The sequence below is a fragment of the Ensifer meliloti genome (assembly GCF_030064585.1).
In the GTDB taxonomy this organism is placed as follows: Bacteria; Pseudomonadota; Alphaproteobacteria; order Rhizobiales; family Rhizobiaceae; genus Sinorhizobium; species Sinorhizobium meliloti.
On sequence record NZ_CP120365.1, the window covers coordinates 3,279,392 to 3,295,082 of the forward strand.

Below are 15,691 nucleotides of genomic sequence, written 5' to 3' on the forward strand. Positions count from 1 at the left end.
TGCCGCAGTTCGGTCGAACCGAATGCATGTCGCCCAAACAATATGCGGCGGTTTTGGACGACGACCTGCACGAGAACAATGCCCTAGGGCACGTCGGATGGATCCGATCGAACGCGATGCGCTTCAGGGCACTGTCTCATTGCGAAACGTGGCACAAGTTTACGCCCAAATCGAATCCGATTTTAAGAATTGTACAAGGAAAATGAGGGCCTTGAAGGAAGGCATGCGACCGGCAGGGGCCGGTCAGCTCGCCGCAGCATGTATCGCGTCCGCCTTCGTGGTCAACGAGGACAATATGTCGTTCAGGGGAGCGAGCTGCCCGAGCGGACCGATGGCCGACAACGTCGGAACCGTGTCGAAGAACAGGCGGCCGGCCAGGTCGGTGAGGCGCTCGATGGTGATGCCCGACAGGCGTTCCATCAGTTCCTCATTGGGGATCGGCCGGCCGTACAGCATCATCTGCCGTGCGATTTGTCCCGCACGCGCGGCCGGGCTCTCCTGGCCCATCAGCAATTGCGCCCGGATCTGTGCGCGGGCACGCTCGATCTCCTGCTGATCGATGCTCAAGGACGACTTGCGCAATTCATCGACGATCACCGGCATCAGTTCCGGCAGGTTTTCTCCGCCCGTTGCCGCATGCACGCCGAAGATGCCGGTATCGGAAAAGCCCCAGTGGAAGGCGTAGACCGAGTAACAGAGGCCCCTGTGTTCGCGCACTTCCTGGAACAGGCGGGACGACATGCCGCCGCCGAGGATGTTGGCAAGGATCTGCGAACAATAGAAATCACGGGCGTGATAGGCCTTGCCTTCGAAGCCGAGCAGAACCTGCGCGTCCATCAGGTCGCGGCTCTCGCGGCTGTCGCCGCCGGTGTAGCGCGCGGTCTCGATGACGGGAGCGCAAACGGGTTCGGCGGGCAGGGAGGCGAAACGCTCCTCCACCTGGCGCACGATGGTGTCGTGATCGACGGCGCCGGCGGCTACGATGAAGGTGCGGTCGGTCGTATAATTGCGGCCGAGATACTGGCGGATCTGATCCGCGCTGAAGGACATCACCGTTTCCGGCGTGCCGAGGATCGGCCTGCCGACCGTCTGGCCGCGATAGGCGGTCTCGGCAAAACGATCGAAGACGACGTCGTCCGGCGTGTCGTCCGCCGCGCCGATCTCCTGCAGGATGACCTGCTTCTCGCGACGGAGCTCGTCCGCCTCGAAGGTCGATTCCGTCAGAATGTCGGCGAGGATATCGACCGCCAGCGGCAGATGGTCCTTGAGTACGCGGGCATAGTAGGAAGTCGTTTCGGTCGAGGTGGCGGCGTTGACCTCGCCGCCCACATTCTCGATTTCTTCGGCGATCTGGCGGGCGCTGCGCCGCCTCGTGCCCTTGAAAGCCATGTGCTCCAGGAGATGCGCAATTCCGTGTTCATTCACGGTTTCGTTGCGCGAACCGGACTTGATCCAGACTCCGAGCGCCACGCTTTCCAGATGCGGCATTCGCTCGGTAACCACCGTCAGCCCGGAAGGGAGCCGGGTGCACTCAACTTTCATCATCCGTGATCTTTCGCTCTATTCCCGAACGCGGGTACGCTCGCCGATGAAGGTTTCGACGCTCTTGAGCTCCGGATCCAGGATGTCGAAACGCTCCGCCCTAGTCATGAGATCAGCAAGCCACGTCGGAAGCGCGGGGTCAATACCACTTGCCGATTTTACTGCGGCGGGAAATTTTGCCGGATGGGCAGTCGCAAGGGTGACCATCGGGGCGGAGTTCTTCTCGTGCTTGGCTGCCACGAAAACGCCGATTGCCGTATGCGGATCAAGGAGATAGCCGGTCTCGTCGAAGGTCTTGCGGATCGTTTTCGCCACATCTTTCTCCGAGGCGCGGCCGGCGCGAAATTCCTTGCGGATTTTTTTCAGCGCTGCGTCGCCGATCGTGAACGAGCCGGATTGCCTGAGGCTCGCCATGGCCGCGCGGACTTCCGCGGGATCGCGCTCGTTCGCCTCGAAGATGAGCCTTTCGAAGTTCGACGATATCTGGATGTCCATCGAAGGCGAGGTCGTCGCCTTGACGTCGCGCATCTCGTAGCGGCCGTTCTTCAGCGTGCGCGCCAGAATGTCGTTTTCGTTGGTGGCGATGATCAGCTTGTCGATCGGCAGACCCATGCGCTTGGCGACGTAGCCTGCGAAAATATCGCCGAAATTGCCGGTAGGCACGGTGAAGGAGATCTTCCGGTCGGGCGCGCCGAGAGCGACCGCCGTCGTGAAATAGTAGACGATCTGGGCCATGATGCGCGCCCAGTTGATCGAATTGACGCCGGAAAGCTTCACGCGGTCGCGGAAGGTCTGGTCGTTGAACATGGCTTTGACCAGGTTCTGGCAGTCGTCGAAATTGCCTTTGACGGCAACCGCGTGCACGTTCGATGCCGTGGACGTGGTCATCTGTCTTTGCTGCACCGGCGACACTTTGCCCTGCGGAAAGAGGATGAAGATGTCGGTGCGATCGCGGCCGGCGAAGGCGTCTATCGCGGCACCGCCGGTATCGCCTGATGTCGCTCCCACGATCGTCGCCCGCTCGCCCCGTTCGGCAAGAACATAGTCCATCAGCCGGGCGAGCAACTGCATGGCTACGTCCTTGAAGGCGAGCGTCGAACCGTGAAAGAGCTCCATCACGAAAGCGTTCGGTCCGGTCTGGACCAGGGGTGCTACGGCCGGATGACGGAAAGTGGCATAGGCCTCGTCGATCATCTCGCGGAACTTGGCCGCCGGGATCTCGCCATTGGTGAAGGGTTCGAGAACGGTGAAGGCGATCTCCTGATAGGATTTGCCGCGCAGCGCCCGGATCTCCTTCTTCGAGAGTGCCGGCCATTCCTTCGGCAGGTAAAGCCCGCCGTCGCGGGCAAGTCCCGCCAGAAGAGCATCGCAAAAGCCGAGGGAGGCCGCTTCTCCCCGTGTCGAAATATACTTCACCATCGTGATCCTTCGTCGTTTGCGCGTCTGAATGAGACGCGCGGCGCTGCAGGCGCTTTTGCGTCAGTCCCTGGCAAATCGCGCGGCCATTCTTGTCACCGTGGCAATTTCACGTCGGTTTCGGAAATTTCGGTTGGGGAGCCTGGACCGGTCGATTTTTGATTTCGCCGCTGCTATAGACGATGCCCGAAGGTCAAGAAAGGCCTCCAGCCGTTTTCGGCCCTGAGCTCGAGTTGACCCGACGCGGTCTCGAGCTCTCGCCCGTTGAAGCCGGCTGCGGCGAGTTTGGCTTGCTACAAGCCGATATCATCGCGGTTCGGGAGTTCGTCCGTTCAGTAGAGGTTGTGCAACGTGTCTGGCAAAGTATCTCGCCGTCTTCTCGCAGTATCCCTCCTTTTGGCCGCTGCCGGCTGTAACAAGACGCAATCGGGTGGCGCCATCGACGCCGGCGGAAGTGCGACGGCGCCGACACCTGCGGTGATCCAGGCGGCCTGCCCGCCGATCAGCCTCCGGGACGGTACCTCCTCCTACCGAACCTATGCAAAGGGTGCCAAGGACGATCCGAGCAAGATCGTCTATCAGGCCTCGCTTGCCGACACGACGCGCCAATGCGTGCAGAGCCCGGACAAGCTGACGATGACGGTCGTGGTGCAGGGTCGCGTGGTCGCCGGTCCAGCCGGCGGGCCGGGCAAGGTAACGCTGCCGATCCGCGTTGCCGCCACGGATGGCGAAAAGACGCTTTATTCGGAGCTCACCCAATACCCGGTCGAAGTGCCGGCGGGCAGCGCGACCACCCAGTTCGTTTTCACCAAGGCCGATGTGACGCTTCCTGCCGGCGCCGGCGCCGAAGCGAAGGTCTTCGTGGGATTTGACGAAGGTCCGTACAGGGCGAAGTAATACCCGCCCCTCATCCGGCCTGCCGGCCACCTTCTCCCCGCAGGCGGGGCGAAGGACACGAGCGGCACGCTCCCAGCTCTCTCTTGGCGTTGAAAGTGCGGAGGCGATGCCGCTTGTCCCTTCTCCCCGTAAGACGGGGAGAAGGTGCCGGCAGGCGGATGAGGGGCGAGCTCAACTCGCTCAGCGGCCGCTTACTCGACCGCGACGCTCTGGCCGCCTTCCCACTTGTAAAGCGAGAAGCTTGGCGAGGTGAGATCGCCGCTTTCGCCGTAGGTCAGCTTGCCGATGACCGTGTCGATCGCCTCGCCGGACTTGATGGCGGTGGCAACGGCAGTCGCGTCCTCGGTCGAGCCCGCCTTCTCGATACCCGCCTTGAGAACCTGCACGGCGGCATAGGCGTTGAGCGTGAAGGCTTCCGCGGGGATGTTCTTGGCCTTGAGGGCCTCGATCACCGGTGCGGCGGCCGGGTTGCGGGTGGCGTCGCTGGCATTGGTGTAGACGGTGCCCGATGCGGCTTCGCCGCCGATTGCCCAGAACTCGGTATTGGAAAGACCATCGCCGCCGAGGAGCTGCGCCTTCACGCCCTGGTCATGCATCTGGCGAGCGAGCAGCCCGCCCTCCGCGTGATAGCCCCCGAAATAGACGACGTCGACGTTCTCGGCCTTGAGGCGGGTGACGATCGCCCCGAAATCCTTCTCGCCGGGCGTCAGGCCTTCATAGACCACCTCGGTGATGCCGCCTGCGTTGATCGCAGCCTTGAAGCCGTCGGCAAGACCCTTGCCATAGGCTCCCTTGTCGTGAAGCACGGCAACGCGCTTGTCCTTGAAGTTCTTGACGACGTAGTCGGCGGCGACGACGGCCTGCTGATCGTCGCGTCCGCAGGTGCGCAGAACGTTCCACAGGCCGCGGGTCGTCAGATCCGGGGTGGTCGCCGTCGGCGTGACCATCAGGATACCGTTTTCCGCCAGCACGTCGGATGCCGGCATCGAGGTGCCGGAGAGCACCGGTCCGACCACGTATTGTATGCCTTCGCCCGCCAGCTGGTTGGCGACCGAGACGGCCTGCTTGGGTTCGCCCGCGTCGTCGACGATCTTGACGACGAGCTTCTCGCCATTGACGCCGCCGGCGCTGTTGATCGCTTCGACCGCCGCTTCGGCACCGTTCTTGACCTGCTCGCCGAAGGCCGCAACGGGACCGGTGAGCGGCGTGATGACGCCGATGGTGATGTCGGCATGGGCGAGCGGCGCAAACGCGACGCTGGCTGCCAGTGCCATTCCGGTCAATCGTGAAAGACGCATGGTGTTTCCTCCTTGGAAAATTCCCCCTTCTGGGGGTTTGCTTGATATGCCCGCGCGCAGTCTGAAAATCGGTCGATTCTCGGAGGAAGTCCATGCGCCTTCAATGCGGCATGGAGTCCTCGCCCGCCCTAAGCCGTCATGGACTCCGACCATTCCGCGAGCGCGGCGATTACTCCGGGAAGCGCCGCCATTCGCGAGATGACCGTTTCGGCGCCGGCTTCCGTCAGCTTGTCCGCATGGGCTGCGAACGTATGCGAACCGCCGGTGAAACCGACGACGCGCATGCCCGCCGCGCGGGCGCCATGAATGCCGTGAACCGAATCTTCGATGACAAGAACGCGTGCCGGATCGACGCCGAACTGGGCCGCCCCATGCAGGAAGATGTCAGGCTTCGGCTTGACGCGATCCGGCCCAAGATCGCGCGCGGAATAGATGTGCTTGCCGAAATGATCCCTGATGCCGACTTTGCCGAGCATCATCGCAAGCCGTTGCGAAGTGGAGTTCGAGCAGATGCAATGCGGAAGCGTCAGTTGCATGAGGGCCGGCCGCACGCCTTCGATGATCTTGACGTCGCGGGCAAGCCGCACGTCGAGAATGGCATCGACCTTGTCGATCAGGGAGGCGGAAAGCGGAATGCTCGCTTCCTTCTCGACCGCCAGCAACGTGTCGCGCCAGGTCATGCCGGAAAAGCGTTCGGACATTTCCTCGATGCTGATCGGATAGCCCGCTTCCGTCAGCAACCCGGCCTCGACTTCCGAGGCGATGATTTCCGAGTCGACGAGCACGCCGTCGCAGTCGAAGATGATGAGGTCGATACCGGTCATAAATCGGTTCCTTGGGAGAAAGGCGCCGCCGGCAGGGGAGGAGCTGAAAAGCGGCGCGGGAAATGGTGGCCGCAGCTTTATACGATGGCGGATCAAAGCTCAACCTGGAGCAGGAGACGGAGAACCGGGGATTGTAGCCGATTCAACTCGCAATCGTCGCAGCCGAGGACAAATCGTCGTGATCACCGCGGGAAGAGCTCCAGAAAGGCCTTCTCGCCCGGCGCCGTAAAGCGAACCGCCCGGCTGTTCTGCTCCCGTTTCGCCCAGCCCTTGTCTATGAAGAGCGTCAGCAATGCCTCTCCCAGCGAGCCGGCGAGATGCGACCGCCGCTCGCTCCAGTCGAGGCAGGTGCGGCAGATCGGCCGCCGGGATTTCCTGAGCGCGGCGTAGTCGATCCCGAGCGACTCGATGCGGACACGCCCGGCATCGGTCAGAGCCAGATCGTCTTCGCCCGTCATTTCGATCTGCCGGGCCCCGATCAGGCTGTCCAGCATGCGCACGCCGTAATCGCCGGCAAGATGGTTGTAGCAGACGCGCGCCTTGCGCAGTGCCGGGTCCTTCGGTCCGGGCCGCGAGCGCGTCAGGCCGCGCCCGGCGGCAAAACCCATGAGGCTTTCGAGCATGAGCCCGACCTCGTCCTCGCTCAGCGCGTAATAGCGGTGCCGGCCCTGCTTGCGCTGTGTCAGCAAGCCGCCCGCCTCCAGCTTGGCGAGGTGCGAACTGGCGGTCTGCAGCGTGATGCCGGCCTGGGCTGCAAGCTCCGTCGGCGTCAGCGCCTGGCCGCCCATCAGAGCGGTCAGCATGTTTGCGCGTGCGGGATCGCCGATCAACGAGCCGATCAGAGCTATGTCCGGGCCTTCCTTCATACTTCGATGGTAATCGAAGTATCGCGGGCGGGCAAGACCCGGACGGCGTCGCCTGGACGACCCGCCCTGCACCCACGCAAATTTTTCCGGCGCCTTCAGGCTTTGGTAACCATCTTCGGTAACCATAAGCCTATCGTCAGTCCGAGTAAGCGTATTTGCGAGTTGCCAATGTCATCAGTTGTTTCGCTTGCCGAAATCTCCCGCCCCGCCCGTCCGCTGAACTGGCTGGACAGCATCATCAAGGGAGATTGCGTGGCCGCGCTGAACGCGCTTCCCGATCATTCGGTCGATGTCGTCTTCGCCGACCCGCCCTATAATCTTCAACTCGGCGGCACGTTGCACCGGCCCGATCAGTCGCTGGTAGATGCAGTGGACGACGATTGGGACCAGTTTGCTTCCTTCGAAGCCTATGACGCTTTCACCCGCGCCTGGCTGCTTGCCTGCCGGCGTGTCCTGAAGCCCACCGGCACGCTCTGGGTCATCGGTTCCTACCACAATATCTTTCGGGTCGGCGCGATCCTTCAGGACCTGCACTTCTGGGTCTTGAACGATATCATCTGGCGCAAGACCAACCCCATGCCGAACTTCAAGGGCCGCCGCTTCCAGAACGCGCATGAAACGCTGATCTGGGCGACGCCGAACGCCAAGGCCAAGGGCTATACCTTCAACTACGAAGCGATGAAGGCGGCGAACGACGACGTTCAGATGCGCTCCGACTGGCTGTTCCCCATCTGCTCCGGTTCCGAGCGGCTGAAGGGCGACGACGGCAAGAAAGTACACCCGACGCAAAAGCCGGAAGCGCTGCTTGCCCGCATCCTGATGGCCTCGACCAAGCCCGGGGACGTCGTGCTCGATCCGTTCTTCGGCTCCGGCACCACCGGGGCGGTCGCCAAGCGCCTCGGCCGGCACTTCGTCGGGATCGAGCGCGAGCAGGACTATATCGATGCCGCCGCCGAACGTATCGCGGCCGTGGAGCCGCTCGGCAAGGCCACGCTCTCGGTCATGACCGGCAAGAAGGCGGAGCCGCGCGTCGCCTTCAACACTCTGGTGGAAAGCGGGCTCATCAAGCCCGGCACGGTTCTGACGGATGCGAAGCGCCGCTACAGCGCGATCGTCCGCGCCGACGGCACGCTGGCGTCCGGCGGCGAGGCTGGATCCATTCACCGCCTCGGCGCAAAAGTGCAGGGCCTCGACGCCTGCAACGGCTGGACCTTCTGGCACTTCGAGGAGGGAAGCGTATTGAAACCGATCGACGAGCTCAGATCCGTCATTCGAAACGACCTGGCAAAACTGAACTGATCAACCAGTTCCGCCTGGGTCTTCGATAGGCGCCCCCTTCCGGTTTTTGTACCTTCAGTCCCGGATGAGCGCTTTAAACGCCCGGAATCCGAAGAGGATTCCGGGCGTTTGTATCAATGCGGGGCGTCAGCCGATTACAGCATGGCAGCCGCTGCCAGCGAGGGTGCCGCGTCCGAAGGCTGGATACCGTAGGCCGCGAGATCGGCTTTCAGCCTTTCGGCGCCGGTGAACTGAACCGCGTGCCAGCCGGCCGCTCGCGCGCCTTCGACATTGGCGGCGCTGTCGTCGATGAAGAGCGTCGCGCCCGGATCGAGGTCGAAGGCCTCGGCGTGAGTCCGGTAGATGGCGAGATCGGGCTTGATCAGCCGAACGTCGCCGGAGACCGTGACCCCGCGCGGCAGGGTCAGGAAGGGATAAAGCTTCTGCGCCTCCCGGAAGGTGTCGGAGGCGAAATTGGTCAGCATCGTGACGTCCCAGCCGTCGGCGATCAGGCCTTCCATGATGGCGACCGTCTCCACATAGGCGTGCGGTACCATTTCATGCCAGTGCCGGCGAAAGGCGCGGATGTGATCTTCCCTTTCCGGATGATTGCGGATGAGGATTGCCTCCGCCTCTTCCCAGGAGCGGCCGCGATCCTGCTCTATGTTCCAGTCGGACGTGCAGACATTGGCGAAGAACCAGCTGCGTTCCGCCTCGTCCGGGATGAGGCGGGAATAGGGAAGGTTCGGATCGTAATGGATCAGCACCTTGCCGATGTCGAAAACGATGTGGCGGATATCGATGCTGCTCATTGGTATTCCTGCCGATCCTTTGCTTGCGATGGAAATTGGGCCGGAGCGGCCGGAAAGCGCTCCGCTTTGCATTTATCCCGCTTCGAACGCATGCGGTATAGCCTTGGCGATTGCCTTTTTCATGACAGTCGGAAGCGCCTGCGCCCTGAGCGAGGCGAGCGGCTCCCACCACCCGCTCGTGCCCGTTCGCGCCTCTCCGACATCGGCGCGCCCGACCCTGGCCCGAAAGACGGATAGGTGCAGCTCGAAATGCGTGAAGACGTGGTTGACGGTCCCGCATGGCTCCCACTCTGCGGGGAAGGGATGAGCGTCTATCGACGTGTCGCCGTCGCGGCGCGACGTCCAGTCCGTGCCGGGCACCTCTGTCATGCCGCCGAGGAGGCCCGTTTCGGGGCGCTTGCGAAGATAGACCGCCTCGAGGCCGTCGACGGCGACGAAGGCCGCACCCAGGCGCAACGGCTTCTCCTTCTTTGCTGCCTTGCGCGGAAATGTCTCCGGGTCGGCTGTTTTCAGGGCCCGGCAATCCGTAGGAATGGGACAGAGCGAACAGGCAGGCCGTTTCGGCGTGCAGATCGTCGCACCGAGATCCATCATCGCCTGGGCGAAATCGCCCGGCCGGTCGGCCGGGGTCAGCGCCTGGACGAGGGCTCGCATTTCGGGCTTGGCCGCGGGCAGCGGCGTTTCGACGGCATGGAGGCGCGAGATCACGCGCTCCACATTGCCGTCGAGAACGGCACTTGCCCGGTTGAAGGCGATCGCGGCGATGGCTGCGGCGGTGTAGTCGCCGATGCCAGGCAGCGCTTTCAGCCCCTCTTCGCTATCGGGAAAACGGCCGCCATGATCGCGGGCGACCGCTTCGGCACATTTCTTCAGGTTCCGCGCGCGGGCGTAGTAGCCGAGGCCGGCCCAGGCCTTCATCACATCCTCGGTGTCTGCCGCGGCAAGGTCGCCGACCGTCGGCCACAAGGCGAGGAATTTCTCGAAGTAAGCCTTGACCGCCTGGACCGTCGTCTGCTGAAGCATCACCTCCGACAGCCAGACGCGATAGGGGTCGGCAACCGCACCTTTCCGCGCCGCTGCCGGCGGCACCCGCCATGGAAGGTCGCGGTGGTGACGATCGTACCATTCGAGAAGAAGTGCGGCGCTCGCCGCCTGTGGAAGATCGCGCATCATTTGCCGGGAGGCCCTTTTGCGGCCTATACTTGGCCGATGCCGGCTTGAGCCGCAAGGTTCGATCGAAATTGCAAACAGAAAGTCGTTCCGTGAGTGAGAGAAAGACCCGAAAGGGCGTCGTTCAGATCAGCGAAGTTGCCAACGGCCTGATCGATCCGGTGCTGGCGAAGCGTGCCGGCATCAACACGATGCTGCTCGGCTCGTGGGACGAAATCGCGGGCGCGGAGTTTGCCGATTGCACCCGGCCGGAAAAAATTGCCTGGCCGCGCCGCGCTTCCGAAATCGCCGGCGAAGGCCGCTACCAGCCGGGTGTGCTGACGGTCGCGTGCGAAGGCGCCCGGGCGCTTTTCCTGACTCATGCCCAGGGCGAGCTGATCCAGCGCATCAACGGCTTCTTCGGTTTCCACGCAATCGGCCAGTTGCGCATCGTCCAGAAGCCGGTCGCACCGCCGCCCAAGCGCTACAGCCGCCCGCCGCCCCTTGTCGGCGAGGCTGCCCGGCGGCTCGAAACCATGGTGGAAGGCGTCGAAAGCGAGGCGTTGAAGGCGGCGCTCAAGCGGCTCGGCACTGCCGTTCTGTCGACGCAGCGGCGATGACGGTCACAATTGTTTGAACGCTGTCGAAACACCCCCTCTTGTCGCCCCGCACGTGGCAAGTTATCGAAATCACGCTTCAATTTCCCTCGAGTAGAACACGGGTCCTGTCCATGTCCGCTTCCCAAACAAGCCTTCCGAAACGCCTGCTGAGCGGCGTCGCCGTTGCAGCGCTCGCTATGGCGCTCGCAGCCTGCAGCGATGAAAAGAAGGAGGCGGCTTCAACGACGCCCGCCGAGACCACGGCGAGCACCGATGCGACAACCACCGCCTCGACGTCTCAGGCGCCTGCCGCCGCGAGCGAGGCGAAGCCCGCGACCGAAGTGGCGCAGGCCTCTACCCCAGCCGCCAAGGTCGAGTTGCCGAAGTCGGAGGGCAGCGTCGACATGGCGAAGCTCCTGGAGCCCGGAGCGCTGCCGGAAATGGCGCTCGGAGAAGCCAATGCGCCGGTCACCATCGTCGAATACATGTCGATGACCTGCCCGCATTGTGCCAATTTCCACAACGATACCTTCGACGCGATCAAGGCGAAGTACATCGACAGCGGCAAGGTACGCTTCATTGTCCGCGAATTCCCTTTCGATCCGCGCGCGGCAGCCGCCTTCATGCTGGCGCGCTGTGCACCGGAGGGGCAGTATTTCCCGATGGTTTCCATGCTGTTCAAGCAGCAGGAGCAGTGGGCGGCTGCGCAGAACGGCCGCGATGCACTCCTGCAATTGTCGAAACTCGCCGGTTTTACACAGGAGAGCTTCGAGGCCTGCTTGACGAACCAGAAACTTCTGGATGATGTGAATGCAGTCATGCAGAGGGGCGCCAAGGAATTCGGGGTCAAGTCGACGCCGACTTTCTTCGTCAACGGTGAGCACTATTCGGGGGACATGTCGGTTGACGTTATGTCGGCCCTCATCGACAGCAAGCTCTGATCCTTCGCTTTTGATTCCGACGGGCGACGGCAGCAGCCGTGCGCCCGTTTTTTGTGTTGGGCAGCCAGTGAGGTTTCGCCATGCCTCACGCTGACGTATCGCCGGAAGTTCGCGGCAGCGCGCGCCGCATGCGCAACAGCATGACGGAGGCGGAGGTCAAGCTCTGGAATGAACTTCGTGCGCATCGGCTGATGGGGCTTGGTTTTCGCCGGCAGGTTCCGATTGCCCCCCCCTGCGGGGGAGATGCCCGGCAGGGCAGAGGGGGGTGCCGGCTTGTCGCTGCCCCGGCGTGCTCCTCATGAAATTCACCAGGCTGCGCCTGCTCGGCTTCAAATCCTTCGTCGAACCGACGGAATTCGTCATCGAGCGTGGCCTGACCGGGGTCGTCGGGCCGAACGGCTGCGGCAAGTCCAATCTTGTCGAGGCGCTCCGCTGGGTGATGGGCGAGAACTCCTACAAGAACATGCGTGCCTCCGGCATGGACGACGTGATCTTTTCCGGATCCGGCAACCGCCCGGCGCGCAACACGGCCGAGGTCGGCCTGTATTTGGACAACAGCGACCGCACCGCGCCCGCAGCCTTCAACGACAGCGACGAGATACAGGTGACGCGCCGCATCGAGCGCGAGCAGGGCTCGGTCTACCGCATCAATGGCAAGGAGGCGCGCGCCAAGGACGTGCAGTTGCTGTTTGCCGATGCGTCCACCGGTGCACGCTCGCCCTCGATGGTGGGCCAGGGCCGCATCGGCGAGCTGATCGCCGCCAAGCCGCAGGCGCGCCGGCAGCTGCTCGAGGAGGCGGCCGGCATTTCCGGCCTGCATTCGCGCCGCCATGAGGCGGAACTGCGGCTGAAGGCTGCCGAAACCAATCTCGAGCGCCTGGACGACGTTACCTCGCAGCTCGAAAGCCAGATCGAGAGCCTCAAGCGTCAGGCCCGCCAGGCCAACCGGTTCAAGATGCTGTCGGCGGAAATCCGCCGGCACGAGGCGATCCTGTTCCATACCCGCTGGGTGCAGGGCAAGGAAGCGGAGGCCGAGGCGACCAGCCACCTGAACCAGATCACTGCACTCGTCGCCGAGAAGGCGCAGGCGCAGATGGAAGCCGCCAAGGCTCAGGCCGTCGCGAGCCTCAAGCTGCCGGAACTGCGTGAAAACGAGGCGAAGTTCGCTGCCGGGCTGCAGCGCCTGCAGATCGCTCGCGCCCAGCTCGAGGAGGATGCCGGCCGGATCCTGCGCCGCCGTGAGGAATTGCAGCGGCGACTGGCGCAACTTGCCGAGGACATCGCCCGCGAAGAGCGGCTGGTCGCCGACAATGCCGGCATTCTCGCCCGCCTCGATCAGGAGGAGGAAGAGCTGCGGGACGCGCTGGCCGAGGCGGATGATCGCGGCGCTCAGGCACGCGAAAGGCTCGATGAGGCCAATGAAAAGCTTGCGGCGAGCGAAGCCGGTCTCGCCCGCATTACGGCCGAGCGCGCCGAGGCGCAGGCCGCGCGCAACCAGATCGAGAGAGCGCTACGCGATCTCTCCGAGCGGCAGGCTCGCCTTGCACGCCAGCTTGCGGATCAGGGGCGTGAACTCGACGACCTTGACGGTCAGATGGCGCGCCTCCCCGATCCGGACGAGAAGAGAGAGCAGGTGGAGCTTGCGGAGGCGGCGCTGGAGGAGGCCGAGGCCGCCGTCGCCGCCGTCGAAGAGAGCCTCGCCGAGGCGCGCGCCGACGAAGCCGCCGCGCGCCTGCCCGTCGATCAGGCCCGGGCGCGGCTGAACGGCATCGAGACGGAAGCGCGAACGATCCGGCGCATGCTGGAGGCGGCCGGCGGCAGCACCTATCCGGCCGTCGTAGAGGAGATGAATGTCGAGCGCGGCTTCGAGGCGGCGCTTGGCGCGGCTCTTGGCGACGACCTCGATTCGCCCCTGGAACAGGCGGCGCCGACGCACTGGCGCATGCCCGGCGACGATGCGGAAGATCCCGCATTGCCGGCCGGCGCCCTGCCTTTGATCGATTTCGTCCAGGCACCGGAGGCGCTGAGGCGAGCGCTCCGGCAGATCGGGATCGTAGAGAGCGACGGGGAGGCGGAGCGACTGCTGCCGCTCCTCAGGACCGGCCAGCGGCTGGTGACGAGACAGGGCGCCGTCTGGCGATGGGACGGCCACGTCACCGGCTCGGAAGCGCCGAGTGCTGCGGCGCTGAGGTTAGCCCAGAAGAACCGCCTTTCCGAACTGGAAGGTGAGGCGGAGGAGGCGAGCGATGCATCGCTGAAGGCGGAGGCGCATCTTGCCGCTGCCGGCGCGCGCATCCGCGCCGAGGACGAGAGGCTGAGGCTTTCGCGCGAGGCGCAACGCATGCTTGCACGGCAGCTCTCCGAGGCGCGCGATGCCCTGGCGGTGGCCGAGCGGGCGTCCGGCGATCTGGCGCGCCGCCGCGCGGTGCTTGCCGAGACGAGGCTCCAGATCGAAGGCCAGGCCGAGGAGATCGCCGAAGAGATCGAGGCGGCCAAGGAAGCCTCTGCCGGTCAGCCGGATCTTGCAGAACTCGACCTGCGGCTGAGCAGGCGGACGGCCGAAGTCGCGACCGACCGTGCGGCGGCGGCCGAGGCTCGCGCTGCACATGACGGTCTCGCACGCGAAAACGATGGGCGCCTCAGGCGGCTTGCGGCCATCGCCGGGGAGCGAGAGACCTGGGCAGCGAGGGCGGCCAGCGCCGAAGATCACATCGCGACGCTTCGCGAGCGCGAGGCGGAGGCGCGGGAGGAGGTCGAGGAACTGCTCGATGCGCCTGACGAGTTCGACGACAAGCGCCGCGCGCTGATGAACGAGCTGCAGAAGGCGGAGGCGTCGCGCCGAGAGGCGGCCGACAGACTCGCCGAGGCGGAAAACCATCAACGCGAAGCGGATCGCCAGGCCGCTACCGCGCTCTCGGAGCTGGCAGAGGTACGCGAAAAACGCGGCCGCGCCGAAGAGCGGCTTGTTTCCGCGCGGGAGCGGCGTGTCGAGATAGAGGCACGCATTCTCGAAGCACTGTCCTGCGCCCCCCATGAAGTGATGCGCCTTACCGGTCTCGGCTCCGACGAAGGACTACCGGATATGCGCGGCGTCGAACGGGAACTCGAGCGGCTGAAGATCGAGCGGGAACGGCTCGGCGCCGTCAACCTGCGCGCCGACGAGGAGCAGAAGGAGCTTTCGGAGCGGCTCGCGGCGCTGCTCAAGGAACGTGACGACGTCATCGAGGCGATCCGCCGGTTGAGGAGTGCGATCCAGAACCTCAACCGCGAGGGCCGCGAGCGGCTGATTGCCGCGTTCGATGTGGTCAATGTGCAGTTCCAGCGGCTTTTCACCCACCTCTTCGGGGGCGGCACGGCGGAACTGCAGCTCATCGAGAGCGACGACCCGTTGGAAGCGGGGCTCGAAATCCTTGCCCGGCCGCCCGGCAAAAAACCGCAGACGATGACGCTGCTTTCCGGCGGGGAGCAGGCGTTGACTGCCATGGCGCTGATCTTTGCCGTCTTCCTCACCAATCCGGCCCCGATCTGCGTTCTCGATGAGGTGGATGCGCCGCTCGACGACCACAATGTCGAGCGCTATTGCAACCTGATGGACGAAATGGCGGCCTCCACCGAGACCCGCTTCGTCATCATCACCCACAATCCGATTACCATGGCCCGGATGAACCGCCTGTTCGGGGTCACAATGGCCGAGCAGGGCGTCTCGCAGCTCGTCTCGGTAGACCTGCAGACAGCAGAGCGGCTGCGCGAAGCCGTCTGATGGCGGCTCTGCAATTTGGTGCACTGCAACAAAAATCTTCGCCGAGTGCATTTTCAGCCCGGAGCATATACTGTAGATGGTCTAGGACCTGTGGACACTTATGGATAGGGATTTGATTTTGCACAAATCGGTCAATGCCAAGGATTTTTCCGCAGCAAAGGGTTGCCCCCTTTGCAAGGGAAAAGCCGCCGGCAGTGGGCGATTTGTGCAAAACCCTTCGGGCGGCCCATATTGCGGTGCCTTGTCGCGAAAAATCCGGCTTGCAGGCGGACGGCCTGCGGCGCCGGATTTTCCACGAAAGTCCCTCGC

Annotated in this window: 12 protein-coding genes and 1 pseudogene; 6 read left to right on the top strand and 7 right to left on the bottom strand. The window is 63.9% G+C overall.

Translation table 11 applies throughout. The features are described from left to right. Positions 1 to 243: 243 nt before the first annotated feature. Together PZL22_RS22640 and thrC are read right to left on the bottom strand one after the other, a co-directional pair. Positions 244 to 1,545 carry a M16 family metallopeptidase gene (locus PZL22_RS22640; RefSeq protein ID WP_003532299.1) on the bottom strand — a complete coding sequence of 434 codons (1,302 nt, stop codon included), beginning with the start codon at positions 1,543 to 1,545 and terminating at the stop codon, positions 244 to 246. A 15-nt stretch (positions 1,546 to 1,560) separates the two neighbouring features. Further along, positions 1,561 to 2,961 carry a threonine synthase gene (thrC, locus tag PZL22_RS22645; RefSeq protein ID WP_080573483.1) on the bottom strand — a complete coding sequence of 467 codons (1,401 nt, stop codon included), beginning with the start codon at positions 2,959 to 2,961 and terminating at the stop codon, positions 1,561 to 1,563. Between the two features lie 348 nt (positions 2,962 to 3,309). On the opposite strand from thrC, the gene PZL22_RS22650 reads away from it, so the two are divergent. Continuing rightward, positions 3,310 to 3,855, top strand: a complete 546-nt coding sequence (locus tag PZL22_RS22650) for a hypothetical protein (RefSeq protein WP_010968920.1) — start codon at positions 3,310 to 3,312, stop codon at positions 3,853 to 3,855. A 191-nt stretch (positions 3,856 to 4,046) separates the two neighbouring features. Here PZL22_RS22650 and PZL22_RS22655 read toward each other — a convergent pair whose 3' ends face one another. The 3 genes from PZL22_RS22655 to PZL22_RS22665 all read right to left on the bottom strand — a co-directional run bounded on the left by PZL22_RS22655 (position 4,047) and on the right by PZL22_RS22665 (position 6,843). Then, positions 4,047 to 5,153: an ABC transporter substrate-binding protein gene (locus PZL22_RS22655; protein WP_003532293.1), complete on the bottom strand. Its 1,107-nt coding sequence runs from the start codon at positions 5,151 to 5,153 to the stop codon at positions 4,047 to 4,049. Positions 5,154 to 5,281: 128 nt separating this feature from the next. Beyond that, positions 5,282 to 5,977, bottom strand: coding sequence for an HAD family hydrolase (locus PZL22_RS22660; RefSeq protein ID WP_003532290.1), 696 nt, complete (start codon positions 5,975 to 5,977; stop codon positions 5,282 to 5,284). A gap of 182 nt (positions 5,978 to 6,159) precedes the next feature. Further along, a complete protein-coding gene (locus PZL22_RS22665) occupies positions 6,160 to 6,843 on the bottom strand; it encodes an ArsR/SmtB family transcription factor (protein WP_003532288.1) in 684 nt (227 codons plus the stop codon). A 168-nt stretch (positions 6,844 to 7,011) separates the two neighbouring features. On the opposite strand from PZL22_RS22665, the gene PZL22_RS22670 reads away from it, so the two are divergent. After that, positions 7,012 to 8,142, top strand: coding sequence for a site-specific DNA-methyltransferase (locus tag PZL22_RS22670; protein ID WP_003532287.1), 1,131 nt, complete (start codon positions 7,012 to 7,014; stop codon positions 8,140 to 8,142). A gap of 134 nt (positions 8,143 to 8,276) precedes the next feature. Here the strand turns inward: PZL22_RS22670 and PZL22_RS22675 are convergent, their stop codons facing one another. After that, positions 8,277 to 8,933, bottom strand: a complete 657-nt coding sequence (locus tag PZL22_RS22675) for an HAD family hydrolase (protein WP_003532286.1) — start codon at positions 8,931 to 8,933, stop codon at positions 8,277 to 8,279. Positions 8,934 to 9,005: 72 nt separating this feature from the next. Next, the gene (mutY, locus tag PZL22_RS22680; RefSeq protein ID WP_003532285.1) at positions 9,006 to 10,106 is read right to left on the bottom strand and encodes an A/G-specific adenine glycosylase; all 1,101 of its coding nucleotides are present in this window, start codon (positions 10,104 to 10,106) and stop codon (positions 9,006 to 9,008) included. A gap of 89 nt (positions 10,107 to 10,195) precedes the next feature. On the opposite strand from mutY, the gene PZL22_RS22685 reads away from it, so the two are divergent. The 4 genes and pseudogenes from PZL22_RS22685 to PZL22_RS22700 all read left to right on the top strand — a co-directional run bounded on the left by PZL22_RS22685 (position 10,196) and on the right by PZL22_RS22700 (position 15,382). Beyond that, positions 10,196 to 10,702: a DUF721 domain-containing protein gene (locus PZL22_RS22685; RefSeq protein ID WP_003532284.1), complete on the top strand. Its 507-nt coding sequence runs from the start codon at positions 10,196 to 10,198 to the stop codon at positions 10,700 to 10,702. Between the two features lie 110 nt (positions 10,703 to 10,812). Further along, entirely contained in the window at positions 10,813 to 11,622 is an 810-nt protein-coding gene (locus PZL22_RS22690) for a DsbA family protein (protein WP_003532283.1), read from the top strand. Positions 11,623 to 11,702: 80 nt separating this feature from the next. Next, positions 11,703 to 11,849: pseudogene (locus PZL22_RS22695) on the top strand (DUF559 domain-containing protein); the annotation flags it as partial. Positions 11,850 to 11,920: 71 nt separating this feature from the next. Next, positions 11,921 to 15,382 carry a chromosome segregation SMC family protein gene (locus tag PZL22_RS22700; RefSeq protein WP_003532281.1) on the top strand — a complete coding sequence of 1,154 codons (3,462 nt, stop codon included), beginning with the start codon at positions 11,921 to 11,923 and terminating at the stop codon, positions 15,380 to 15,382. The last annotated feature ends 309 nt before the right edge of the window (positions 15,383 to 15,691 follow it).